Genomic DNA, 24,868 nt, shown 5'->3' with positions numbered 1-24,868 from the left:
CGTCGATGGCTAGGGGCAGCCGATGTCGAACGCTCGCTGGAAGCACAGGAAGTCGAAGATGTCCAGCGAGCCGTCGCCGTTGCAGTCGGCCTTGGCGTCGCCCGCGGCGAAGGCGTTCTGGAAGCAGAGGAAGTCGAGCAGGTCGATCGAGCCCGAGCCGTCGCAGTCGGCCGGGCAGGTGGCCTCGCACGAGTCGGGGATGCCGTTGAGGTTTCGATCGAGCGGGCCGGGCACGAAGTCGAAGCCCTTGGGGTGGTCGAGCTGCGAATCGATGCCCTGGACGTACGCGCGGACGAGCTTGCCGCTGCGCCCGTCGTACTGGAAGATGTGCGGCCTGGTCAGGTGCAGGCCCGCGGTCGTCGGGCCGGGCGAGCCCGAGGCGGGCGGGGGCAGGCGAGGGTGCGCGTTGGCGCTGCTGACGAAGACGCTGCCGTCGGGGCCCTGACGCAGGCCCCACGGGTCGCGGAGCTTGCCTCGGAAGTCGCCCTCGTTGAAGACGCCGACGAAGTCGCCCGTATCGGGGTCGAACTCGAGGACGTTGTGCTCTTCGCCGCTCGCGACGAGCAAGCGCCATCCCGGGCCCAACTCGACGGGTCTTGGGATAAACAGGATGCCTCGGCCGTGGTGCAGGCCGGCGGCGCCATGCTCGACGACGGTGCGGACGAAGGCGCCGGTCCGGCCGTCGAACTCGAGGACGCCGGCGTGGTCGGTGTTGACGAAGAGGTTGTCGTCGGGGCCGATGGTGATGCCGTAGGGCGCCATCAGGCCGCCGGACATGGGCTCGACAAACACGCCGAGAAACGCGCCCGTGTCGGCGTCGTAGCGGAGGACGCTGTTGCCGTCGCGGTCGGCCACGAGCAGGTCGCCCTCGGGCGAGATGGCCAGGGCCGTGGGATAGACGAGCCCGCCGCTGCCGGGCTCGACCAGCCAACGCATCCAGGTGCCCGCGCGGTCGAACTCGGCCACGCCGCCGAAGCCGGCGTCGGTGACCAGTACGCGGCGGTCGAGCGAGACGAGGACGTCGATGGGGTCTTGGAGGCGATTCTGGCGGCTCTCGGCCCGCAGCACGCCGCTGCCGAAGTGGTACTCCTTGATCTTCGCATCGCCCGAGGACACGGCCCAGATGTTGTGGGCATGGTCGATGGCGTCGATGTCCATGATGCCGTCGCCGTCGCAGTCCTGCGTCTCGTCGAGGACGCCGTCGCGGTCGATGTCGCGGGCCATGTCGTCGTAGATGTTGGTCCAGTCGGCCACGCCGTCGCCGTCGCGATCGGCCTGGCACTCGTCGGGGATGCCGTCGCCGTTTCGATCGAGGCTGTTGGCGGCGATGTCCAGGTCGTCGGGCAGGCCGTTGCCGTTGCAGTCCGGCTCGCATTCGTCGGGGATTCCGTTGCCGTTGGCGTCGTTGCTCGTGCCCGAATCGATGTCGATGCTGTCGAGCACGCCGTTGGCGTTGCAGTCCTCACACTCGTCAGGCACGCCGTTGGCATTCGCGTCGAGGCTGGCGCCCGCGTCGATGTCGAGTAGATCGTCGATGCCGTTTCCGTTGCAGTCGAAGGGCAGGCGGTCGGGCACGCAGCCCGCGATGACCTCGCGGATGCGCGTGTGGAAGTGCGGATCGGTCAGCTTGGTGCCACCGCTGAAGGTCTGAGAGCAGTAGCTCAGCAGCGTGCCGCGGCGTGGACGCGTCGCCGGATCATCGCACTGGTCGACGCCGTAGTTGTGGGGATGGAGCGCGCCGAGGTTGTGCCCGACCTCGTGGGCGGCGATGCGGACGTCCTGGTTCAGTACGCTGCCGGTGATGGGGCCGTCGAATTCGCCCGTGGCGTATGCGACCCAGGACGCCCTTGCGCACACGCGAGCCGCGCCGCCGGCGCTGGCGAACTTGGAGCCGCTCATCAGCTGGCCGATGTCGTACTGCGGTGCGTCGGACAGGTCGGGGAACGTGGCGCTGATGCCGTACGGGTCGTCGGGCGTGGTCCAGAGTCGCAGGTAGATCAGGTCGAGCCGAACGCCCACGTCGCGGACGGTGAGGTCGCTGACCATCGCGTAGGCCTGGGTCAGGTAGACGAGCGCGGCCCGCTCGTTCTCGAAGAGCTCGAAGAACTCGTAGTCGCTGTCGACCGCGAGCCGGGCGCGGCGGACGCCGCCCGTGGGTGCGGGCACGGACGGCGTCCACGCGCCGGTGTTGGGCGCGTCGGGCTGGATGCCCGCGTGCGTACCGCACAGCACGGGCGATGTCTGGCGGTCCGTCGTGCGGTTTGCCCGATACACCACGGCCTGGCCCTGCCCGAGCGCGACGCCGCCCGCGGCCGGATCGCCGCCTTTGGAGCTGATGCCGTAGGTCGGCCGGCCCGCGCCGAGCTCGATGCGGCCGACGATCGAACTTTCGGCGATGCTGAGGAAGACGTGCGAGCCGTGCAGGCCTTCGACGTGGCCCCGCCAGAAGGTGATGGACCCGTCGTCCAGGCTCGCCTCGCGTTCGCCCGCGTGATCGACGACCAGGATCTTGGCGCCGGGCGCAACGATGCGGAACGGCTCGAGCACGAGATCGACGCGCTCGCCGTCGGCCAGCGGCACGCCGGCCACGCGGGTCGTTAGGCTCCGTTCCCAGGCGTCCTGCCATCGCGTGGCATCGAGCGAGAGGATGTGGTCCCGTGTTCCGCTCTGGATCGTCGCGTCGACCTCGAGCGCCGGTTGCAATGCCGGCCGGGCCAGGCACGCCGCCGCGGTGGTCGCGAAGGCAGCCAGGATTCGACTCGGACGGATTCGGGCCTGCTGGGGCATTTCTGATGACTCCGGAGCTGGGAAGCGCGGGATTACTGGCAGCCGCTCGCGAACGCGTTCTGGAAGCACAGGAAATCGAACACGTCGATCACGCCGTCGCCCGTGCAGTCGGCGATCGGATCGCCGGCCTCGAACGCGACGCCGAAGCAGAGGAAGTCGAAGACTGTGAGCGCTCCGTCGCCGTCGCAGTCGGCGATGCAGAGGTCTTCGCACTCGTCGGGCACGCCGTTGCGGTTGCGGTCCTGGCTCGTGCCGTCGGCGACGTCGCAGGCGTCTGGGATTCGATTGAGGTTGCAATCGAGGCCGTCGCCGGGGACGAAGTCGAATCCGGTGGGCGTCGTCGTGTCGGCGTCGACGCCAGCGATGAGCGCGATAAAGATCGAGCCCGTCGTTGCGTCGAACGCGAGGACGGCGGGCGGGAACAGCAGCGGCGACGAACCCGCGGAGGCGCGATGGATGCTCGCGTATACGTAGCCATCGGGGCCAAGGCGCAGGGCCCACGGATCGGCGAGCCGCCCGCGCCACGTTCCGACGCTGAACTGGCCGACGAAGTCGCCCGTCGTCGCGTCGAACTCCATGATGGCGTCGGTCTCCATGTCGGCCACGAGGAACCGCCACGTTCCGGGCTCGATGCCGGGGATAAAGAGCACGCCGCGGCTCTCGCCGATGCCGCCGGCGCCGGGCTCCACGAACTGACGGGCGAAGGCACCCGACACCGCGTCGAATTCGAGGACGCCCGCGGCATCGGTCCCGACGAACAGGTTGCCGTCCGGGCCTCGGGTCAGGGCGTACGGCGCCTCGAGCCCGCCCGTGCCCGGCGCGACGAAATCTCCGAGTGACTCGCCGGTCTGCGCGTCATAACGACGCACGGCATTCCCGTCGCGGTCCGCGACGAGCAGATCGCCATCCTCATCGATCATGAGCGCCGTGGGATAGACCAGGCCCCCAGAACCAGCAGGAACGAGATCTCGCGCGAACGATCCTTCGACATCGAACTCGACCACGCGGGCGTCGGCGCCGCTGGCGACCAGCACGCGGCGGTCGGGCGTGATCAAGACGTCCATTGGTTCGCTCAGCAGGCCGTCTGCCGATGAACCACGGAGCACGCCCGTCTGGAAGTGGTGCTCGCTGATGGCGTTCCGCATGAGGTCGGCGGTCCACGTGTTGTGGGCGTGGTCGATCGCGACGACGTCGGGCACGCCGTCGGCGTCGCAGTCCTGGCATTCGTCAAGCACGGCATCCCGGTCGAGATCGCGGGACATGTCGTCGAAGACGTCGACCCAGTCGAACACGCCGTTGCCGTCGCAGTCGGCCTGGCACTCGTCGGGAATGGCGTCGGCGTTGGCGTCCTGGCTGGTGCCGTCGGCGATGTCCAGGTCATCGGGCAGGCCGTTGCCGTTGCAGTCCGGCTCGCATTCGTCGGGGATGCCGTTCGCGTTGGCGTCCATGCTCAGGCCCGAACCGATGTCGATGCTGTCGAGTACGCCGTTGCCGTTGCAGTCTTCGCACTCGTCGGGAATGCCGTTGGCGTTGGCGTCCGTACTGCGGCCCGACGCGATGTCTTCGGCGTCGTCGATGGAGTTCTGGTTGCAGTCAAGAGGGAGCCGGGCCGCGGTGCATTGGCGGATTCGTTCGCGCAGGCCCGTGTGGAAGTGCATGTCCTTCAGCGCGGCGCCGCCGCTGAACGTCGTGGTGCAGTAGCTCATGATCGTGCCGCGGCGGGGCTGAGAGGCGACGCTGTCGCACTCGTCGAGGCCGTAGTCGTGGGTGTGTCGCGCGCCCAGGCTGTGCCCCAATTCGTGGAGGACAACGCTGATGTCGTGGTTGAACACGCTGGGCTTCGTGGGATCGGGAAACCTGCCGATGCCGTAGCCAACCCAGGAAGCGGTCGCGCAGATGCCGTAGGCAAGCCCGCCGTACGGAGCATCCTTTCTTCCGGACATCAGTTGCGACACGTCGTGTTCGATGCCGCTTGGAATCGCTGGCCGCCCGACGCCGCCGGAATAGGGGTTGTCGGGCGTGGTCCACACGCGCAGGAACACGAGATCGATGCGGACGGAGGCGTCGCGGATGAATACGTCGCTGGCGGCGCCGTACATCTGGACCAAGTAGGTCAACGCCGCACGCTCGTCTTCGAACAGTTCGAACATCGCGTAGTCGGCATCGACCGCGAGCCTTGCCATCCGAAGGCCGTTGATCGCCGGGCCGAACGGCGTGCCAAGCGTCGAGCCGGGTCCGTTGCCGCTTCTTGACTCTTCTCGCATTGATGGCCCGATCGGCATGATCCCGACGCCGCACGCGAGGGGAGCGCGTCCCTCGGCGAGGCTGCCACGAGCTCGGAACACGACCACCTCGCCCGCCCCAAGCTCGACGCCACCGGCCTCGGGGTCGCCGCCTCTCGAGCTGATGGCGTACGTCGGCCGGCCCGCGCCGAGTTCGATGCGGCCGATGGTCGAGCCCTCGGCGATCGACAGGAACACGTGCGAGCCGGGGTAGCCCTCGACCACGCCGCGCCAGAAGGAGATCGCGGTGGGGTCGAAGCCCGCCTCGTGCTCGCCTGCTCCATCGGCGATGACGATGCGAGCGTCGGGCCCGCACAGGGCGAAGGGCTCGAGGTCGAGCCGGACCACCGAGCCGCCGGGAAGCGGCAGGCGGTCGGGCCGGTCTGCGTCGAGCGTGACCACGAGCGGACCTTCGTGCAGGCCCTCGCTCGGTTCGGAGAGGTTCTGGCCGTTCGCCGAGCCTAGCAGACCAACGCCGGTGGCCGCGAGAACGGCCACGATTCGATGCCACATGGCGTGCCTCCCCTGCGAGCCGTTGGTCGCCCGCCATCTCCAATGTACCACTGGAGCGTCGAAACGTGACGCCGATTTCGTCTCGCGACGGCGAATCACTCGTCTTTGGGATCGTCCGCGTCCTCGTCGGCAACGCCCTGGACGGCCTTGTCGACCGCCTGGGCGAGCAAGACGAGCAGGCACAGCAGCGCGATCGTCATGGCGATCGGCACGAGAGCCAGGCCCGCCGCCGCTCCGGCGGCGGCGATCGCCCACAGCCCCGCGGCGGTGGTCAGGCCGTGCACCTTGCCGCCAGACTGGATGATCGCCCCGGCTCCGAGGAAGCCGACGCCGCCGACGATGGCCGACACGATGCGCGTGGCGTGGCCGGCGGTCGACTCTGCGGTCTGCAGCAAGTACTCGAAGAGCTCGGTCGAGATGAGCGCGAAGCCGGCGGCGCCCAGCGAGACCATCGCATGGGTGCGAAGGCCCGCGAAGTGCCCGCGCGCTTCACGCTCGAAGCCGGCGACGGCCCCAAAGAGCATCGCCAGCACGAGCCGCGCCGGGCCCTGGTACCAGGCTTCGGGCGACTGCATGGGTGGTCCGAAGATGGTCTCGAGCATGAGGGAGTCTATAGGCGGCAGCCCGGCGACCCTATCATCGCGTGTCCGTCGCTCATCCCGCCGTCTTGGCCGTCCATCGAGGAGTGCCCGCCCGATCATGTCAAGCACGCAGACCTCGTCCGGTGTCTCGAACGCCTTGCGACCGAAGCCCAGGGCACGCCTGGCGCTCGCCGACGGATCCGTCTTCTCGGGCGCGGGCTTCGGCGACACCGGTGATCGCGTCACCACCGGCGAGATCGTCTTCAACACCGCCATGGCGGGCTACCAGGAGTCGCTGACCGATCCGAGCTATCGCGGACAGATCCTGGTCCAGACCTTTCCGCTGATCGGCAACACCGGCGCGAACGACGTCGACATGGAGAGCCCGCGCATCCAGGCGGCCGGGCTCGTCGTGCGGGAACTCGCGAAGCGACACAGCAACTACCGCTCGACCATGACGCTGGGCGACTTCCTCGAGCGTCACGGCATCCTGGGCATCACGGGCATCGACACGCGGGCGCTGACGCGCCGCATCCGCGCAGGCGGGGCCATGGGCGCCGCGATGACGGCCGATGATTCGATCGGCGACGCAGAACTCGTCAGGATGGCGCGGGGCGTGGGCTCGATGGCCGGGCAGAACCTGGCCGCCGACGTCAGCCCGCGATCGACGGTGCGTGTCGAGCCGGGGCACCGGCTCTGGCGGCTGAAGCCCGCGAAGCAGGGTGGCAAGACCTACAAGGTCGTCGCGCTCGACTGCGGCGCGAAGCGTGCGATCTACGACCAGCTCCTCAGCCGCGGCTGCGAGGTGGTCGCGGTGCCGTTCGATACGCCGGCCGAGGCGCTCCTGGAGATCTTGGAGCAGGAGAAGGCCGACGGGCTCTTCATCAGCAACGGGCCGGGCGACCCCGCGGCGGTCGAGGCAACGATCGCGGCGCTGCGGGACGTGCTCGAGGAGCGGGCGACGCTGCCGACCTTTGGCATCTGCCTGGGCAATCAGCTTCTCGCGCTCGCCGTCGGCGCCAAGACCTACAAGCTCAAGTTCGGGCACCGCGGCGCGAACCAGCCGGTACTCCACGCGACGACCGGGCACGTGGAGATCACCAGCCAGAACCACGGCTTTGCGGTCGATGCCCAGTCGCTCGCGGCGGTCGGCGGCGAGGTGACGCACACGCACCTGAACGACCAGACCGTCGCCGGCTTCCGGCTCAAGGGCCGTCCCGTGTTCGCCGTGCAGCACCACCCCGAGGCGAGCCCCGGGCCGCACGAGAGCGACTACCTGTTCGATGCGTTCGTCGAGGCGATGGCCTCGCAGAAGTAGGGCTTACGGCCCGCCCTCGGGCTCGGCCTCTTCGGCGTCTACCGCTTCCTCGGCAGGCTGGACGGGCTCGGGCTTCGTGATCGGCTCGCCGCCCTCGAGGTATCGCTGGAACGCGTCGACGACGTCGACACCGAGCCCCGCGCGACGGGCTTGCTCGAGGCGTTCTTCGTGCGTGCGGTTGGGCAGTTCGGCCTGGGTGACGGCGATGGCCGCGAGCCAGGCTGACGCGGTGCGCTGCACGCTGGCGTAGCGCTGCACGTCTCGCTGGACGCGGCGCCAAGCGGCGAGCGAGTCGATGGTGTCTCGACCGAGCGGCTCGAACGCCAACTCCGGATCGCCCCGGTACGCGCGCCCGATGACGGCGATGCCCAGCTCCGTCTGGCCGTCGAGCACCAGCGCGACGCCGAGCAGTCTCTCGGCCCGGCGGTCGCCCTCGTTTACCAGCACGTGCTCGGTCAGGAAGCGAACCGCTTGCTCGGAATTGCCCGCGACCAGCGCCGCACGGCCGAGTTCGCGCGGGCTCACGCGGTCGGCGTCGGTGATCTCGATGGGCTCGGCCGGATCGACCTCGTTCGTTTGCACGCCGGTGCGGTCGATGATGATCACCGTGGGGCTCTGCACGACCTGGCGGCGGGTCGGCTCGTAGAACGGGTCGTAGCCGCGGTAGCGGTAGTAGCCGCCGTTGTAGACGATGAACGGCGAGCGGCCGACGTGGATGATGTCGTGGGACCGGCGGTGGATTTGGCCGTGGAATCCACCGTGTCCTTGGAAGATCGAGTGGCCGTACGAGTGCCCGTACCGCGGGGCCACGTTCGAAGGCCCGACGAAGGGCGACGGCTGCCCGATGTTGCGGTTGGCCTGCGATTCGGCGATCATGCGCAGGGCGTGCTGGCCGGCATCCCGGCGGGGGCTCTGGGCGCGGACGCCCTGCTGGGCAAGGGCCGAGCCGCTCAGGGCGAGCAGGGTGACGGTGGTGATCAGGGCGCGCATCGTGTGCCTTCCTTGGGTGTCTGCTTCGGGCCAGAGGGCTATACCACCCGACCGAGCGTTCGGCTGCATTCCGGCCGGTTGGAGTACGCAACGCTCGAGCGCGGGTTTTCCTTCCCGTTCGATCTTCCCGCCCACCGTCAGATGCGCGGTTCGGCCGCAAGGAACGCAGCCCATGGGACCGAACACACCCCGCATCACCTGCCTGCTCTGCATCTTGGCCTGCGGCCTGCTCGCTGCGTGCGGTGTCGGGCCCGATCGCGTGCGGATCGAGAGCATCCGCAACGAGGGCGAGGCGGCGACCCTCACGCATCGGCCCACGATCGTGGCGTATCGCAGTTCGGGTGATACCGACGCGGAGATCCTCGCGACGGACCTGGCGATCGACGACCTGGACCCCGCCCGCGGCTTCGAGGGCGTGCGCGGGCAGATCACGCGGGTGCGGATGTTCGCCGTGCCGGTGGCGGGCAAGACCTCGCTCTCGAGCGCCGCGGGCAACACGGTCATCCAGCACCTCATCATCAACGACGGCGCGCTCGCGGTGTATGGGGGATCGGGCCTTCTACGGCCAAACGCCAGGCCCGGGGCCAGTGCCCTGGGTGGCGTCCTCACCGGCGGCACGCTTCGGCTGACGCGCTCGACGCCGGGCATCGTCGATCCATTGGGCACCGCGAGCATCGATCTGGGGCTGACCGCAACGCTCGACGCGCCGCTGGCGTCGATCATCGCCGCCCGCCTGGACCAGGCCATCGAAGCAACGAGGCCGGTCCGACCCGAGGAGGTCGAACCGGCCAGAGGGCGAAGCACGCCTTGAGTGTTCGAGCGTCTCAGCAGCCGCCGGCGAACTGGGACTGGAACTCGAGGAAGTCGAAGATGGTCAGCTCGCCATCGCCGTCGAAGTCGGCGGCCAGGTCGCCGGTGCCGAACAGGTTCTGGAACGTGAGGAAGTCGAAGACGTCGAGCTCGCCGAAGGGCTCGGCCAGGTCGGCGGGCGAGCAGCCCATGGATGCGGCCTCGTACACGTCGGGGCGGTAGTTCTCGAGCGTGCAACGCATGCGCCGGGCCTGGATGGGCGTGAACTTGTTCATGCAGCGGTCGTCGGAGTAGTCCATGTAGTTGTCAAAGGGCGAGGGCAGGCCGCAGCTGCTGCGCGAGCTCGGACAGCCAAACGTCGGGCTGCTCTGGCCGTTGGTATCGCAGATGAGGTCGCCCGTCCGGTCGCAGGAGCTCGTCGAGCCGCAGCTGCCGTCGAACGTGTGGTAGAGGCCCAGGTAGTGGCCGACCTCGTGCGTCAGGGTGCGGCCCAGGTTGAAGGGCACCAGCGGAGCGCCACGACCGAAGGCCGAGTGCAGTACGACGACGCGGTCCTCGGGAAGGCCGACGATGCCGCCCTGGGGCAGGTTGGGCACGTAGCCGAGCGCGCCCGAGGCGTTGTTGGTGTACACGTTCATGTAGCGGTTGGTGTCCCAGGCGAGCGTGTCCCAGTACCGGCCGCGGTCGTTGAACCACGTGTTATTGGTGGTGCGCGTGATGCCAGTGGTCGGGTTGCCGTCGGGGTCTTCGGTCGCCAGGTAGAACTCGATGCCGACGTCGGTGCCGGGGGCTCCGAGCGTGCCGGCGAGGGCGCGGAAGTCTTCGTTGAGGATATCGATCTGCGAAGTGACGCGGGCGTCGCTCAACGCGCCGGTGCCGTCGGTCCGCTGGATGACGTGCACGACCACGGGGATGCGGTAGACGCCCGTGCTCGGGTCGTACGCGGCGTCGGGGTTCGTGCGCGAGAGCGAGCAATCGCTCGGGTTATCGATGCCCGGCAGCAGACGCGGGTCGGGCGTCAGGCAGCGGGTGTGGTCCTGCCGAAAGTAATCGGCGAACGGGTGCAACTCCTGGGCGTGAGCCGGAGCAACGGCTGAAATGGCAGCAGCGCAGGCGATGCCCGCGAGAACGGTACGGCGTGGCATGGTGGACCTCCCCAGTCCTGTGTCAGAAGCACCGAAGCCGGGCAGGCCGCAGCGCGGAATGGGGACGTATACGCCGCCGAGCCCGGCGTGTTTCGCCCAAGCGCGACGCCCGAGGCCCGGTAAGCGCGACGCTATCGCTCGGATAGGGCCTCGATGGCCTGGCGAGAGGCCGCGGCTTGTTGCTCGAGGAACTCCGCCGGGAAGAGGTACAGAGGAAGTGCGGACGCGCCGTCCTGACCGGTCGGCACGCCAAGGAGTGGGCCGGCAAACGGTACTCGTTTATCGTTCTCGATCGAACTCTCGATCAGGAAGGGTCGGTCGAGCGGGGCGTGGATCAGGATGCCGGCCTCCGAACCCCGAAGGTCTCGGAGGCGGACGGTCGGATCTCCCAGGTAGACGTACGAGCCGTGCGTTCGCACCCACTCGGCGTCGGGCTCGGACGCCACGAGCGCGGGTGATTCGTCGGCGCGGACGAGGAACACCCGGGACGGCTCTCGCTCGTAGACGCCCCAGAGGCCTCGCAGGTGCGGCACGAGCTCGCCGAGCTCGCCGGGCAGGTAGCCGTCGTTGGCCTTGGCATAGCTGGCAATGGCGATGCTCAGGGCCCGCAGGTCGTGCATCGCGTCGTCGAGGGGCGGCAGCGGCGTGCCATCGCGGATGGCGTCGTACAGCGCGCGCGAGTCCCGCCGGCGGGCTTCGAGGACTTCGCGATCGACCAGGTCCGCCCGCGTGTCGACCATCGCGAAGGCCAGCCGGCGTACGTGCTCGCGCAGCCGGCGGTCGGGCGTGCGCACCCAGGCATCGGACGTGGCCGAGAGCAGCACGGTGAACGCCGGATTCGGGACGCGCCACAGATTGGCCCCGTGGGCGTCGCTCGTCCACGTGCTGTTGGCGTTGATCCACTCGCTGCGTTCCTCGTCGCTCTCGAACTCGGGGATGAACGTGGTCTCTCGCGCCCGGGGCGAGAGGTAGATCTTCAAGAGGTCGGCGTCGTCCTGCTCGTCGGCAAGCCGCTCGAGGTACGCCATCGTCGACGCCCAGTCGGGTGGCGCGAGCCCGTCGTGCCGGGCGGCGTACGACTGCATGGCCTGGGCCAGGCGCGCGGCGTCACGCTCGACCTGGCGGTACATCGGCAGCGGCGCACCGTCGCGTACGGCCGCGAGCGTCTTGCGAGACTCTTCGACCAGCCAGCGGGCCTCGGCCAGCGAGACCATCTCGACGTGGCTGTCGAGAAACGCCACCGGAACGAGCGCGCCGTCCGGGTTGTCGGGCGTGGGCTCGACCGCAAAGGCCTGATCGAACGACCGATGCGCGATCGCGATGTCGCCCCAGTCGGGCACCTCGCTGGGCGAGACGCCGGCGAGCCCGATGTACTCGTGCGCGCCGCCCTCGGAGACGAGCGAGGCGCCATCTTCGCTCGGCTGGCCGTGCCTCTCGGCGAGCACCCCGAGATCGAAGAGCGCCTTGACGTCGCCCGGCATGGTGCTCTGGTCGAAGCTGTACGTCGTGACCGCCATGGCGAGGTTGCGCAGGTCGACCATCGAACGCATGCGAGCCTGCTGGTCGGCCGGCTGGTCTTGCCGGGCGAGGCAGGCCGCGGCAGCGAGCAGGACGATCGTGAGGACGTGGCCGAGTCGCGGCATGCGAAAGCCTCCTTGGATTGGACCGCACGTGTTACCGTGGGTCGCCGCCCTCGGGTTGCAGCGGCAGTGCCCGCAGCCCGAGATTCGAGCCCACGACGCGCTCGAAGCCAGCGCTCGGGCTGTTGGCGAGTTGGCTCGCCCCGTCGGCGTCGCGGATGATCATGGTGGTCGAGCCGCCGCCGTCGACGTTGAGGGCCATCGTGGCGCCGAGGTGGAACATGATGGCGGCTGCCTCGGCCAGCGACGCGCCGGTGCTGTAGCCGGGCTGGCGGCCGTCGATGGTGGCGAGATAGAGCGTCCCGTAGTCCTTGCTCAAGCCGACGAGCGTGCGCGGGTGGCGGATCGTCGCAAAGTCGTCGCCGCCTTCCACCACTCGACCGCCATCGAGGATCGTTCGGCCCGCGATCGCATGCGTCGGCGTGAAGCCTTCGAGTTGGTCGAGCTGGGTCGATGTAAGCATGACGGCGTCGATGCCGCCGTCCTGGTGCACGCCCGCTTCGAAGATGATGATGTCTCGCTGTCTCTCGGTCGATGCCGGGCTGACCAACTCGCCCTGGGCGATCGACAGGCCGGTCAGGTCCTTGGGCTCGCCCGGGATGATGTTGCAGCACGGGCCGAAGAAGTGGGTGTTGATCGCCACGTCGAGCCCGCGCTCTTCGAGGAACGCCCGCGTGGTCTGGCCGTTGGTCTCGAGCGGTGCTCCGCCGTTGCCGGGCGTGGTGAACAGCTCGAGCCCCTCGGCGGCGGCATCGATCTTGAGGGCCGAGACGACGAGCGGACGGGGCTTGTCGTTGGCGAGTTCGGCGAACTCGATGCCCTGAAAGATCGCACGCCACTTCGGAGGATCGGCGAAGAAGGGCTGCGTCGGCTCGGCGACCGGGTCCGAGGCCGGCTGCTTCGGCTGGGCCGAGCAGGCGACCATCGCGAGCGAGGCGAGCAGGAGCAGGATCGGGCGGATGGGTCGCATTCGGTCCTCCGGTCGGGCGAAATGTACGTGGCTGCAGGATGACCCGCCCGGCGGAGATTTCCGGTGTTCGCTCGGTGTTCGGGCGCGCTATCGTGGGAGTCCGGCTCGCCGAAAACCGGCGGGCGGGCAACGAGAACGAGATGAGCACGGAAGCAGCGATCATGGCGTCGTCGTCCAAGGCAGAAAAGAAGGGTGAGATCGAGCCCAAGCCGCCCCGTGGCGGGCGGAAGCGGCGCGGGGCCGTCGCGGCCGCCCCGCCCACGATCGATGGCCCGGCCATCCGCGTGAAGGGCGCTCGCGAGCACAACCTCAAGTCCATCGACGTCACCATTCCGCGTGACAAGCTCGTGGTCATCACCGGGCTGAGCGGCAGCGGTAAGAGCAGCCTGGCGTTCGACACGATCTTCGCCGAGGGGCAGCGAAAGTACATGGAAAGCCTGTCGGCCTACGCCCGGCAGTTCCTCGACCAGCTCAAGAAGCCCGACATCGACGAGATCGAGGGCATCCCCCCCACCATCGCCATCGAGCAGCGGAGCGCCGCCCACAACCCGCGCTCGACCGTTGCGACGACCACTGAAATCTACGACTACCTGCGATTGCTCTTTGCCCGGTGCGGCACGCCCTACTCGTGGCGCCCGACCAAGACCAAGCGCGACGGAACGGTCACGGCGCGTAGCGGCAAGCAGATCAGCGCCACCAGCGCGACGCAGATCGTCGACGCCGTGCTCCGCTTTGGCGAGGACACGAGGCTGATGGTGCTTGCCCCGGTCTTGCGCGGCAAGAAGGGCTTCCACCGCGACGTGCTGGAGCGCTTGCAGGGCATGGGCTGGCAGCGGGCCCGCGTCGACGGCGCGGTCGTTGATCTCAGAGACGTCCTCAAAGAACCCAGCGACAACCCGCTCGATCTGGAGCGATACGCAAAGCACGACATTGATGCCGTGGTCGACCGCATCGTCATCCGCGAGGACGTGCGGCAGCGGCTGGCCGAGTCGATCGAGGCGGCGTTGCAGGTGGGCATGGGCTCGGTCGTCATCACCGTCGAGGAGAACGGCCAGTGGGTCGACCACAGCTTCAGCGCAAAGCTGGCCGACCCCGACGACCCGGCGTACGCGCTCGACGAGCTCGAGCCGCGGGTGTTCAGCTTCAACTCGCCCTTCGGCGCATGCGCCACGTGCCTGGGGCTGGGGCACATCCTCGAGTTTGACGAGGAACTGGTCGCGCCCGACGGCGAGCGCGGCATCCTCAGCGGCGGCATTGCGCCGTGGAAAAAGAGCGGGCCGGGCGGCATGGTCTACCCCAAGCGGCTGCGCTGGTTCTGCCGGAGGTTCGGCGTGGCCCAGGGCTCGTCGCTCAACGACCTGAGCGACGAGGTGTACGGCATCCTGATGCACGGAACGAGCCCGGACCAGGAAGAGGCCTACAGCGCACACTGGGCCGGCGTGCTCACGATGCTCCAGGACTGGTTCACCAAGACCGAGTCGAGCTGGGTGAAGGACCACCTGCACGGCTTCCAGAGCGAGCGGACGTGCCCGACGTGCTGCGGCGATCGGCTGCGCATCGAGGCCTTGCACGTGTGCATCAAGAGCAAGCACAAGGCCGACAAGGGCCGCGCGGGCTCGCCAACGGTCATCGGCCGCCCCAAGAGCGACGGCACGATGCTCAACATCAGCGAGCTGAGCCGCCTGACGATCGACGACGCGATGGCGTTCGTCGAGGGGCTCGAGCTGAGCGAGGAGGGGCTCGCGATCGCCGAGCCGATCATCCGCGAGGTGGGCAACCGGCTGCGGTTCCTGCAGAGCGTGGGGCTCGATTACCTCTCGCTCGACCGCCGAACCGCGACGCTTTCGGGCGGTGAGGCCCAGCGCATCAGGCTGGCCACGCAGGTGGGCAGCGGGCTGGTCGGCGCGTGCTACGTGCTCGACGAGCCGACCATCGGCCTGCACCAGCGCGACAACGACCGGCTCATCCGCACGCTGCGCCACCTGACGGACATCGGCAACACCGTGCTCGTTGTCGAGCACGACGAGGACATGATTCGATCGGCCGACCACGTGCTGGACATCGGCCCCGGGCCGGGCGTGCACGGCGGCCGCGTCGTCGCGCAGGGCACGGTGAAGGACGTGTGCGCCACGCCGGGCTCGCTGACGGGCGAGTACCTGTCGGGTAAGCGAAAGATCGATGTTCCCGCGGAACGCCGCACGATGGACCCGAAGAAGGCCGTCGTGGTGAAGGGCGCCAAGGAGAACAACCTCAAGGGCATCGACGCGGCCTTCCCGGTCGAGGGCATCATCTGCGTGACGGGTGTGTCGGGCAGCGGCAAGAGCACGCTGGTCAACGACATCCTGCTCAAGAGCCTGAAGCGCGAGATCACCGGCACGCGCGTGAAGCCGGGCCAGCACGCCCGCGTCAACGGCATGCAGCGCATCGACCGGGTGATCGAGGTCGACCAATCGCCCATCGGCCGCACGCCGCGCTCGAACCCGGCCACGTACACGGGCGTGTTCGACGACATCCGCAAGGTGTTCGCCAGCACGCGCGAGGCCAAGATGCGCGGCTACATGCCCGGCCGATTCAGCTTCAACGTGCCGGCCGACCGCGTGGGCAAGGCGGGCGCGGGCGGACGCTGCGAGGCGTGCCAGGGCCAGGGCGTCAAGAAGATCGAGATGCACTTCCTGCCCGACGTGTTCGTCCAATGCGAGGTGTGCAAGGGCAAGCGGTACAACCGCGAGACGCTCGAGGTGCTCTACAAGGGCAAGAACATCGCCGACGTGCTGGCCATGACCATCGAGGACGCGTGCGCGTTCTTCGACGCGCACGGCAAGATCCTGCGATTCGTCGAGTGCCTGCGTGACGTCGGGCTCGGCTACCTCACGCTGGGCCAGCCCAGCACCACGCTCTCGGGCGGCGAGGCCCAGCGCGTGAAGCTGGCGACCGAGCTCGGTAAGGGCACCCGCATCGACGGCACGCCCAGCACCGAGCACACCCTGTACGTGCTCGACGAGCCGACGACGGGCCTGCACTTCGAGGACATCAGCCGCCTGGTGAGCGTGTTCGATCGCCTGGCCGACGCGGGCAACACGCTGGTGGTCATCGAGCACAACCTCGACGTCATCAAGCGGGCCGACTGGATCGTCGACCTGGGCCCCGAGGGCGGCGACGGCGGCGGCACGATCGTGGCCGAGGGCCCGCCCGAGGCGGTGGCGAAGGTGAAGGCGAGCCACACGGGGCGGTATCTGAAGGACATGCTCAAGTAAGCCCGCCTCCGTGAGCCCGTTCAGGCAGGCGCTGCGCCGCCGCCCATCGGCCCCTCGCGGAGCAGGTCGTCGATCTCCGGCAGCCAGCGACGCGCCGTGGCGCAGTCGAATCGGGCGGGGAGCGAGGCGGGCGTATCGCCCGTGCCGAGTTGGCGGGTCAGCAGGCCCAGGAGTCGCTCGAGCAGGCGGCTGGGGGCGAGGGCGCCGCCGCACCAGTAGTCGTGGTCGTGCCAGCTCAGGCTGACGGCGTGCGTCGTGGAGCCGCCCCGGCCGGTGAGCGTGACCTCGTACAGCCACCCGCGCTCGGTCGCGGTCTCGATTCCGATGTCGATGGATCTGGCAGCCTGCGGCACGTCGATCGGTATCCCTTGTGAATCTGATTCCTCGGCCCGCGACGGACGCGGGGGCCACTACCATCCTGGTTCCTGGCCGCTGCCTATTCGTCCGCCGGCGGCCGTCGGCTCCACTTGGCCTCTATCGGGTGATTCCGCGTGACATTCCTGCTCGAAACCATCCGACTGGGCATCGCCAACCTCCGCTTGCACAAGCTGCGCAGCTTCCTGACGGCCCTGGGCATCATCCTGGGCGTCGCGGCCGTGATCTGTATGGTGTCCATCGGCGAGGGCAGCAAGCAGGAGGCGTTGCGCCAGATCGAGCAATTGGGCGCCCGCAACATCATCATCCGCAGCCAGCGGCCGCCCGAGACCCAGCAGCAGGGCCAGGAGCGGTCGTTCGTCGTCAATTACGGCATCACGTGGAACGACCTGCGGATCATCTATGACAACTTCTCGGACGATGCGCGCATCGTGGCGCTCAAGGAAGTCGGTTCGGAGATCATCCGCGGACCGCAGAAGCAGACCAGCCAGGCGTACGGCGTCGACCCGCTGCTGGCGGAGGTCGCCAACCTGCGCGTAGCGCGCGGCCGGTACCTGACCGAGAGCGACAACGCCGAGCGGGCGATGGTGTGCGTCATCGGCAACGAGGTATCGCGGCAGCTCTTCCCGCTCGAAGACCCGCTGGGCAGCACGATCCGCATCGACGACAAGGCGCTTCGGATCGTGGGCGTGCTCTCGCCCGTCGGCCTGGCCGGCGGCGCTGGTTCGGCCCTGGTCGGCCGAGACCTGAACCAGGACGTGCACGTGCCCATCGAGACGGCGCGGTACGTCTTCGGCGACACCGTCTTCCGCCGCACCAGCGGCTCGTTCAACGCGTCTGAGGTGCACGTGAGCGAGCTGTACCTGACCGTGCCCGAGCGCGAGCAGGTCGTAGGCCTGGCCCAGCGCCTGGAGCGGGTGCTCGAGACGCGGCGCGACGGCATGACCGACGTGACCATGGTCGTGCCCTTCGAGCTGCTGGAGAACGCCGAGCGGGCGGCCCTCCGCGGCACGCTCATGCTCATGGCCATCGCGGGCATCAGCCTTCTGGTGGGCGGCATCGGCATCATGAACATCATGCTTGCGACGGTAACCGAGCGAACGCGAGAGATCGGCATCCGCCGGGCATTGGGCGCGACGCGCAAGCACATCGTCTGGCAGTTCCTCGTCGAGACCAGCGTGCTGAGCCTCATCGGCGGGCTCATCGGCGTCGCGATCGGCGTCGGGCTTAGCCTGCTGCTGGGCTGGGCGGTGCCGCTGCTGCCCAACGTGCCGCTCGTCGGCCGGTTCATTCCCTCCGACGCGAGCCTGCCGACGCAACTCGCGTGGTGGTCGGTGATCGTGGCGATGACCGTGGCGGTACTGACGGGCCTGATCTTCGGCCTCTACCCGGCGCGCAAGGCGGCCAAGCAAGACCCGATCGTCGCACTGCGCCACGATTAGCGACGAAGGTCACTCCATGGCGCCCGGCGTCTTCGGTCCAAGCGGCGCCGGAAACCTGCCGTTGCTCTGCTTGAGCAGCTCGAGACGAAGTTCCAGGCGCTGCGCGTCGATGCGGTCGTGCAGCATCGTTAGCAGCGGCTCGGCGTGCCGCGGCAGCTCGTCGGGCATGATGGGCTCGCCGTAGTGGACGCCGATGGGGCCCTTGAACAAGCTCGGCCGCTTTTGCCCCGGCGGGAAGACGTCGAAGACGCCGTCGATGGCGACCGGCAGCAGCGGGCAGCGGGCCTTTCGCAAGATGAGCGCCATGCCGCGTTTCAGGGGCATGACGTGGCCCTGGCGCGTGCGGCGACCCTCGGGGAAGAGCAGCACCGCGCCGCCGGCTTGCAGGCGATCGATCACGGTATTGAGGGCGGCCCGGTCGCCCGTATCTTCCTTGATGGGGAACGCGTTGAACGCGCTGATGAACCGGGAGAACAGCGGGTTCTTGAAGAGGCCCGCGCGCGCCAGGTAGTCCAGCGGTCGATTCGTGATGCCGCCGCCGATCAGCGGCGGGTCGTAGTAGCTCTGGTGGTTTGCCACGACGAGCAGCGGGCCGTCGGCGGGCACGCGCTCGGGGTGCATCCAGCGGACGTCGTGGAAGCCGCGGAAGTACGCGCGCGTGATCGGCTGGCCGATGCGGTAGGCCAGCGTCTTCTGCGGCGGGGCATGTGCGTCCGGCTCGCTCACGGGCCCGGTCCGGCTAGGCGACGCCCACGCGGTCGAGCACGTCGCGCTCCAGCCGATCGACGACGCCGTCGAAGCTCAGGCTGGTGGTGTCGACGGTGGTCGCGTCGTCGGGACAGATCAGCGGGCCTTCGTCGCGGCTGCGATCGAGCTCGTCCCGCCGCGCGAGGTCCTCCATCAGTTGCTCGGCCTCGACGGGGTAGCCCGCCTCGCGGAGCTGGTCGGCCCGCCGCTGGGCACGCACTTCGAGGTCGGCGTCGAGGAAGAACTTCACGAGTGCATCAGGAAAAACGACCGAGCCCTGATCGCGGCCCTCGGTCACGAGGCGCGGGTGCTGCTGGCCGATGAGCCGCTGCTTGCGGACCATGTGGCGTCGCAGCTCGGCGATGCCCGCGACGATCGAGACGGCCTTGGTCACGTCGGGCGTGCGGATGCGGTCGTTGAGCGGCTCGAACTTCTTATGCTCGGTGATCCAAGCCATGATGGCCGGTGGATCGGTGTTCCAGTCGAAGTGCAGGTCGGCCTGGGCGATGACGTCGACGAACTTCGCGATGGTCTCGGCGTCGCCCGCCTCGATGCCGTCGATCATGCCGCGATCGATCGCGATGGCCGCCGCGGCGCGATACATGGCTCCGGTGTCCAGCAGGTCGAGCCCCAGACGCTCGGCGAGGGCCTGGGCGACGGTGCTCTTGCCGGTGCCGGCGGGCCCGTCGATGGTGACGATGATGTCCACGTCGTGGGGGATCACGCTGGCTCGCTTGGCCGAGGGCCGCCGATCGCCTGGAGTGCCTGATTCACCGGGCCGCCCCTCTGGCCCGGAGGCGACCTCGACCGCGACGGCCGCCGAACGGAGCGTATCCCCCTGGCGGCTCATGCCTCGTCTCCGTCGTCGGTGGCCTTCTTGGCGGTCTTCTTTGTGGTCTTCTTGGCGGGCTTCTTCGTCGTCTTCTTGCTGGTCTTCGTCGGGGCCGGCTCGGCGGGAGCAGCGTCATCGGCCGCCGCGTCGCCATCGTCCGAGTCGCGGTCGACGGCGTCGCCCGAATCTCCCTCGTCGTCGTCCTCGCCTTCGTCGTCTTCGCCGCCGTCATCGCTCAGGATGGCGTCAAGCAGCGCGGCGGCGGCGGCGTCCATCTCGTCGTCGAACTCTTCCTCGTCCTGAACCAGGCTGAACGGGCCGCCCTTGCCCTCCATCGCCAGCGCAAAGCCTTCACGGCTGCGACGCAGGCCCATTCGGAGATCGCCCTCGCCGTGGTAGTCGAGGCCCACGGCGCCGTCGTAGCCGACCGCGGCGATGGCCTCGACCGCGGCGGCCAGGTCATAGCCCTGGTGCTCCACGATCGCCCGCTCGTCGTCGAGCTCGCCCTCGATCACCTTGAAGCCAAGCGTCGAGCCCAGCACGGCCGAGGCGTAGGGCGTGACCTTCCGCAAGTACGCGGGCGGGTCTTCTGCCTCGGCGGCGTGGGCGAAGTCGGGCATGGTGCCCACGCGGAAGCCGCCGATCTTCTTGAGCAGCTCCGTCAGGCGATCGGGCGACGAGGTCAGCCCGGGACGCTTGCTCGAGCCGGGCATGATGAGCAGGTTGAGCTCGCGCTGCTCGGCCTCGCCCATGAGGGCCTTGAACCGCTCGGCCACGATCTCGAGCGCCTCGGGGGAGTCGGGTGCGTCGACCGCGACGCTCGCGGCGTTGCAGCCCAGCAGGCTGGCGGCGGCCATGACCCGGCGGATGCGCTCGGCCGCGGCGCTCGCGTCGGCGGCGGCGAGCTTCTGGGGGTCTTCCTCGAGCAGGACGAGGCACGAGCATCGGGCCCGGTCGGCCGCGTCGCGCAGGCGGGAGAGATCGTCCCGGGTGCGGCCGGCCAAGAGGTCTGCCGACAGCATCAGCCCGTGCAGGCCCAGTTGCTCGTGGGCGAAGCGGGGCAGGTCGGTCAGTGGCAGGCTTGCGTCCTTGCCGGCGAGCATGGAGCGCAAGGAGCGGGCGGCGAGGGCGAGCAGCATCGGGGCACTGTAGTCGCCCGATCGGCGGGCATCCCCCGTCGCAACGCCCGAGGGTGGCTTCGGGAGCCTTCGCCCATAGCATTGCCGTCCCGGCGGATCGCCCATCGACCAAGGGCGACCGCCACGTCGATCCGCACGCCCTGCCCGAGGACTTGTTCACCATGGCCGCACCCGACGACCGCCGCTACAGCGACTCCCACGAATGGCACAAGCTCGAGGGCGACACGGTGGTCATCGGCATCACCCAGTTCGCCGTCGATCAGCTCACCGACGTGACGTTCGTCGAGATGAAGCCGGCCGGCACGAGCCTGGGCAAGGGCGACGCCGTGGGCGAGGTCGAGTCGGTCAAGACCACCAGCGACATCTACAGCCACGTCGACGGCGAAGTCGTCGAGGTCAACGACGCGCTGGGCGACAACCCGGGCCTCATCAACGAAGACTGCTACGGCAAGGGCTGGCTGGTGAAGGTCAAGGCCAGCGACGCCGGCCAGCTCGACGACCTGATGGATGCTGCCGCGTACGCCGACAGCGGCGGCGCATGAAAGACCCCCGGCCGGCGGCCCAACAAGTAGCATGATCCGCTGCCACGGACTGCACAAGCGATACGGCCTTGGCGGGCGCACGGTGCACGCCCTGCGCGGGCTCGACCTGTCGATCGACGGGCCGGGCTTCTTCGCGATCATGGGCCAGAGCGGCAGCGGCAAGAGCACGCTCCTGCACCTGTTGGCCGCGATGGATTCGCCAGACGAGGGCGAGATCGAGGTCGCCGGCGTCCGGGTCGATCAGCTCGGCGAGCGCGAGGCCAACGCGTACCGGCGCAAGTCGATCGGCATCATCTTCCAACAGTTCAACCTCATCCCGACGCTGACGGCGCGCGAGAACGTGTCCCTGCCCGCCGCGCTCGCGGGCGAGGACACGCCCCAGATGCGCGAGCACGCCGCGAGCCTGCTGGACCGCCTGGGCGTGGGTGACCGCGGGGACCACCGGCCCGATGCGCTCAGCGGCGGCGAGCAGCAGCGCGTGGCGATCGCGCGGGCGCTGCTGTTCTCGCCCCGGGTCATCCTGGCCGACGAGCCAACCGGGGCGCTCGACTCCCAGACCGGCGAGAAGCTGTGGAACCTGCTGGGCGAGGTCGCGCGCGAGCAGCAGGCGACGGTGCTCATGGTGACGCACGAGCCGGCGGCAGCGTCGCACTGCCAGCGCATCTTCGTGCTGCGCGACGGCCAGATGGACGGACACATCGAAACGGAGGGGCTCGATGCGGCCGGCGTGGCGGCTCGCTATCACCAGCGCGTGGCGCAGGCGGGCTAGGACCGCGCTGCTGACCGCGGCGGTCGCGCTCTCGGCCGCGCTCATCGCCGCCGTGGCGTGCGCGCTGTCGTCGGCCAACAACGCCGTCGGGGCGCGCATGGACGCGACCTTCGGCGCTGCCCAGCTCCGACTGGAGCCGACCGGCCGCGGCGGGATGATGCCCGCCAGCGCGCTTGACGCCGTCCGCGCGTGGCCCGAGGTCGAGGCCGCCGCGCCGCGGCTGTCGCGAGACCTGGCGCTCCAGATCACCCGCGAGGTCTACACGCCGCGCGAGGACGACCCCGAACGCCGCTACTTCCGTCGACAGGCCAACTTTCGCGTCAACGCCATGGGCATCGGCGTGGATCCGCAGGCCGAGGCGCGGCTGCGGCCGATCCGCATCATCGCCGGCCGCGCCCCCGAAGGACCAAACGAGATCGTCGTCGACGCGACGCTCGCGGGGCGATTGACCTGGCAGGGCAGCCTGGAGCAGGTGCGCAAGCTCGGCGTGTTCGACCGAGCCGACCCGCTGATTGTGCGCACGGGCGAGGATCCGGTCGACCCAGCCCCGACCGATGCGCCGACGAACGAGGCCGAGGCCGAAGCGTTCAACGACCTGCAGGGCCTGCGGCTGGGCGACACCGTGAGCGTGCGCCGGCTGTTCGGCTCGAGCGAGCTCACCGTCGTCGGCATGAGCGAGCCGCCGCCGCTGGGCGGAAGGCCGCAGGCGTTCCTGACGCTCGAGGGCCTGCGTGCCGCGACCGGCCGCGGGGCCGACGAGCTCACGCAGGTCGACATCACCGTGAGGCCCGAGTTCGACCCGCAGGCCGTCGTCGAGGCCCGGCAGGCCGACGCGCCCGAGGGCGCGATGCTCCAGACCACCGAGCGCATCACCAGCGGCCTGGACCGCAACATGAAGAGCGGGCAGTTCGGGCTCTCGCTTGCAATCTTGCTGGCACTGCTGTCGGCGGCGTTCATCATCGTCACCGGCTTGGGCGCGGGCGTGGTCGAGCGGCAGCGTGAGCTCGGCATGCTGCGGTGCATCGGCGCGTCGCGCGGGCAGATCGCCCAGGCCCAGCTCGTCGAGGGCATCCTCATCGGCGTGGTCGGCGCATGCGTCGGCGTACCGCTGGGCGTGGGCGTGGCGGCCGCGGGCGCGTGGTACTTCCGGGAGGTGCTGCCCAGTGGCCTCGCAACGCCGCCCGGCATGCTGGCGCTGGCGTTCTTCGGCTCGATCGCCGCGGGGCTGCTCGGCGCGACGTGGCCGGCGGTGCGCGCGAGCCGTACGAGCCCGATGGGTGCACTCTCCAGCCGGGCGGCCTCGCCGCGACCGCGCACGCTGGTGGTGCTGACGGTCGCCGGGCTCGCGCTCGTGTCCGTCCAGGCCATCGCGGTGGGCGTGCCAGACGATGGGCAGGTCGTGTTCTGGAGCTATGCGACCTTTGGCCTGCCGGCGATGTTCGTGGGCTACTTCCTGCTCGGCCCGCCGGTGTTGCTGCTCGTGGCAGCGCTGTTCGCTGGCCCGCTATCGAAGCTGATGGGCCTCCCGGGCAAGGTCGTGCAGCGGAGCGTGCGGTCGATGCCGTATCGGCTGGGCTTCACTTCCGGCGCGCTCATGACCGGCCTGGCGCTCATGATCTCCAACTGGATCACGGGCGGGGCGATGCTGCGCGACTGGCTGGGGCAGATCGACTTCCCCGATGCGTTCGTGAGCGGCATGCGGCTGACCGAAGAGAGCCGCGACGCGCTCGAAGACCTTCCCTTCGTCGAGCGCACCTGCGCAGTCACGCTCTTTCCGGTCGAGACCGACGCCTTCGGCATCCGCGCGTTACAGACGTATCAGACGACGTTCGTCGCCTTCGAGCCCGAGCCGTTCTTCGTGATGACCCGACTGGTGTGGGTCGAGGGCGATGCCGATGAGGCCAAGCGCCGGCTGGCCGAGGGCGGGGCCGTCATCGTGGCGCGCGAGTTCAACGTCGCCCAGGGTCTGGGCGTGGGCGATACGTTCACCTGCACCGTGCAGGGCCAGACGCACGACTTCGAGGTCGTGGGCGTCATCGCCAGCCCGGGGCTGGAGGTCGTGGGCCAGTACTTCAACGCGGGCGAGGATCTGGCAAGGCAGGCCGTGCACGCCGTGTTCGGCACGCGGCGCGACCTGGTCGAGCGGTTCGGCGTGAATGCCATCCACCTCATTCAGATCGATCTCGACGAAGAGACGAACGACGAGGTCGCCGTCGCCGAGATCCGCGACGTCTTGTTCGGCAGCGGCGTGCTCGACGCGGGCAGCGGGCGGCAGATCAAACGAGAGATCGAGACCGTCGCGGGCACGACGCTGGCGGTGTTCTCGGCCGTCGCCGTCATGGCGATGCTGGTCGCGTGCTTTGGAGTCGCGAACCTCGTCGTCGCGGGCATCCATGCCAGGCGCTACGAGCTGGGCGTGCTGCGCGCGATCGGGGCATCACGCGGCATCGTGGCGCGCCTCATCCTTTCCGAAGCGATCCTCATTGCCCTCGCGGCCATCGTGCTGGGCACGCTCTTGGGCTTCCAGGCCGCATGGGCGGGGCAGCGGCTCTATGCGTTGCTGGTGGGGCTCACGCTGTCGCTGCGGCCGCCCGTCGGGCCGCTCGCGTTCAGCTGGGCGGTCACGATGGTGCTGACGCTACTGGCCGCGGCGCCGGCGGTGCTCTCGCTCGCGCGACGCCGGCCGCTCGAACTCTTAGGAGCGCGCGGTGGCTGACGGCCGATACCATCAT

At 69.2% G+C, this 24,868-nt stretch carries 18 protein-coding genes; 7 read left to right on the top strand and 11 right to left on the bottom strand.

The features are described 5' to 3' along the window. Window positions 1-9: 9 nt before the first annotated feature. The 3 genes from RIA68_13885 to RIA68_13875 all read right to left on the bottom strand — a co-directional run bounded on the left by RIA68_13885 (window position 10) and on the right by RIA68_13875 (window position 6,184). Window positions 10-2,787 carry a M12 family metallo-peptidase gene (locus RIA68_13885; protein MEQ8318532.1) on the bottom strand — a complete coding sequence of 926 codons (2,778 nt, stop codon included), beginning with the start codon at window positions 2,785-2,787 and terminating at the stop codon, window positions 10-12. A gap of 32 nt (window positions 2,788-2,819) precedes the next feature. Beyond that, window positions 2,820-5,582: a M12 family metallo-peptidase gene (locus RIA68_13880; protein ID MEQ8318531.1), complete on the bottom strand. Its 2,763-nt coding sequence runs from the start codon at window positions 5,580-5,582 to the stop codon at window positions 2,820-2,822. A 95-nt stretch (window positions 5,583-5,677) separates the two neighbouring features. Further along, the gene (locus RIA68_13875; GenBank protein ID MEQ8318530.1) at window positions 5,678-6,184 is read right to left on the bottom strand and encodes an MgtC/SapB family protein; all 507 of its coding nucleotides are present in this window, start codon (window positions 6,182-6,184) and stop codon (window positions 5,678-5,680) included. Between the two features lie 97 nt (window positions 6,185-6,281). On the opposite strand from RIA68_13875, the gene carA reads away from it, so the two are divergent. After that, window positions 6,282-7,481: a glutamine-hydrolyzing carbamoyl-phosphate synthase small subunit gene (gene carA / locus RIA68_13870; protein MEQ8318529.1), complete on the top strand. Its 1,200-nt coding sequence runs from the start codon at window positions 6,282-6,284 to the stop codon at window positions 7,479-7,481. A gap of 3 nt (window positions 7,482-7,484) precedes the next feature. Here the strand turns inward: carA and RIA68_13865 are convergent, their stop codons facing one another. Next, on the bottom strand, window positions 7,485-8,471 hold the full coding sequence (locus tag RIA68_13865; GenBank protein ID MEQ8318528.1) for a hypothetical protein: 987 nt from the start codon (window positions 8,469-8,471) through the stop codon (window positions 7,485-7,487). A gap of 172 nt (window positions 8,472-8,643) precedes the next feature. Between RIA68_13865 and RIA68_13860 the strand changes: the two genes are divergently transcribed. Continuing rightward, window positions 8,644-9,282: a hypothetical protein gene (locus tag RIA68_13860; protein ID MEQ8318527.1), complete on the top strand. Its 639-nt coding sequence runs from the start codon at window positions 8,644-8,646 to the stop codon at window positions 9,280-9,282. 13 nt (window positions 9,283-9,295) lie between these two features. Here RIA68_13860 and RIA68_13855 read toward each other — a convergent pair whose 3' ends face one another. From RIA68_13855 to RIA68_13845, 3 genes are all read right to left on the bottom strand, one after another. Then, on the bottom strand, window positions 9,296-10,426 hold the full coding sequence (locus RIA68_13855) for a zinc metalloprotease (protein MEQ8318526.1): 1,131 nt from the start codon (window positions 10,424-10,426) through the stop codon (window positions 9,296-9,298). 131 nt (window positions 10,427-10,557) lie between these two features. Next, window positions 10,558-12,069 (bottom strand): hypothetical protein, encoded by a 1,512-nt coding sequence (locus RIA68_13850; protein MEQ8318525.1) that lies wholly within the window; start codon window positions 12,067-12,069, stop codon window positions 10,558-10,560. 31 nt (window positions 12,070-12,100) lie between these two features. Next, window positions 12,101-13,036: a phosphodiester glycosidase family protein gene (locus RIA68_13845; GenBank protein MEQ8318524.1), complete on the bottom strand. Its 936-nt coding sequence runs from the start codon at window positions 13,034-13,036 to the stop codon at window positions 12,101-12,103. A gap of 140 nt (window positions 13,037-13,176) precedes the next feature. Here RIA68_13845 and uvrA point away from each other — a divergent pair, with 140 nt between their 5' ends. Next, a complete protein-coding gene (uvrA, locus tag RIA68_13840; protein MEQ8318523.1) occupies window positions 13,177-16,290 on the top strand; it encodes an excinuclease ABC subunit UvrA in 3,114 nt (1,037 codons plus the stop codon). 20 nt (window positions 16,291-16,310) lie between these two features. Here the strand turns inward: uvrA and RIA68_13835 are convergent, their stop codons facing one another. Beyond that, window positions 16,311-16,643 (bottom strand): hypothetical protein, encoded by a 333-nt coding sequence (locus RIA68_13835; protein MEQ8318522.1) that lies wholly within the window; start codon window positions 16,641-16,643, stop codon window positions 16,311-16,313. A gap of 138 nt (window positions 16,644-16,781) precedes the next feature. Between RIA68_13835 and RIA68_13830 the strand changes: the two genes are divergently transcribed. Continuing rightward, the gene (locus RIA68_13830; GenBank protein MEQ8318521.1) at window positions 16,782-18,107 is read left to right on the top strand and encodes an ABC transporter permease; all 1,326 of its coding nucleotides are present in this window, start codon (window positions 16,782-16,784) and stop codon (window positions 18,105-18,107) included. A gap of 9 nt (window positions 18,108-18,116) precedes the next feature. Here the strand turns inward: RIA68_13830 and RIA68_13825 are convergent, their stop codons facing one another. The 3 genes from RIA68_13825 to RIA68_13815 are packed head-to-tail and all read right to left on the bottom strand — an operon-like array spanning window position 18,117 to window position 20,825. Next, window positions 18,117-18,833 (bottom strand): lysophospholipid acyltransferase family protein, encoded by a 717-nt coding sequence (locus RIA68_13825; GenBank protein ID MEQ8318520.1) that lies wholly within the window; start codon window positions 18,831-18,833, stop codon window positions 18,117-18,119. Window positions 18,834-18,846: 13 nt separating this feature from the next. Further along, window positions 18,847-19,704: a (d)CMP kinase gene (gene cmk / locus RIA68_13820; protein ID MEQ8318519.1), complete on the bottom strand. Its 858-nt coding sequence runs from the start codon at window positions 19,702-19,704 to the stop codon at window positions 18,847-18,849. Then, window positions 19,701-20,825 (bottom strand): TIM barrel protein, encoded by a 1,125-nt coding sequence (locus RIA68_13815; GenBank protein ID MEQ8318518.1) that lies wholly within the window; start codon window positions 20,823-20,825, stop codon window positions 19,701-19,703. Before RIA68_13815 ends, cmk begins: the two co-directional genes overlap by 4 nt. A 161-nt stretch (window positions 20,826-20,986) precedes the next feature. Here RIA68_13815 and gcvH point away from each other — a divergent pair, with 161 nt between their 5' ends. Genes gcvH through RIA68_13800 form a run of 3 tightly spaced genes read left to right on the top strand, consistent with a single transcriptional unit; the run spans window position 20,987 to window position 24,852 of the window. Then, window positions 20,987-21,367: a glycine cleavage system protein GcvH gene (gene gcvH, locus RIA68_13810; GenBank protein ID MEQ8318517.1), complete on the top strand. Its 381-nt coding sequence runs from the start codon at window positions 20,987-20,989 to the stop codon at window positions 21,365-21,367. A gap of 31 nt (window positions 21,368-21,398) precedes the next feature. Beyond that, a complete protein-coding gene (locus RIA68_13805) occupies window positions 21,399-22,136 on the top strand; it encodes an ABC transporter ATP-binding protein (GenBank protein ID MEQ8318516.1) in 738 nt (245 codons plus the stop codon). Continuing rightward, the gene (locus RIA68_13800; GenBank protein MEQ8318515.1) at window positions 22,084-24,852 is read left to right on the top strand and encodes an FtsX-like permease family protein; all 2,769 of its coding nucleotides are present in this window, start codon (window positions 22,084-22,086) and stop codon (window positions 24,850-24,852) included. The genes RIA68_13805 and RIA68_13800 overlap by 53 nt, the downstream gene beginning before the upstream one ends. Window positions 24,853-24,868 lie beyond the last annotated feature (16 nt).

The sequence above is a fragment of the Phycisphaerales bacterium genome (assembly GCA_040217175.1).
Lineage (GTDB): Bacteria > Planctomycetota > Phycisphaerae > Phycisphaerales > UBA1924 > JAHCJI01.
Note: the sequence above shows the minus strand (reverse complement) of the source record. Positions and strands in the feature narration are given on the sequence as shown.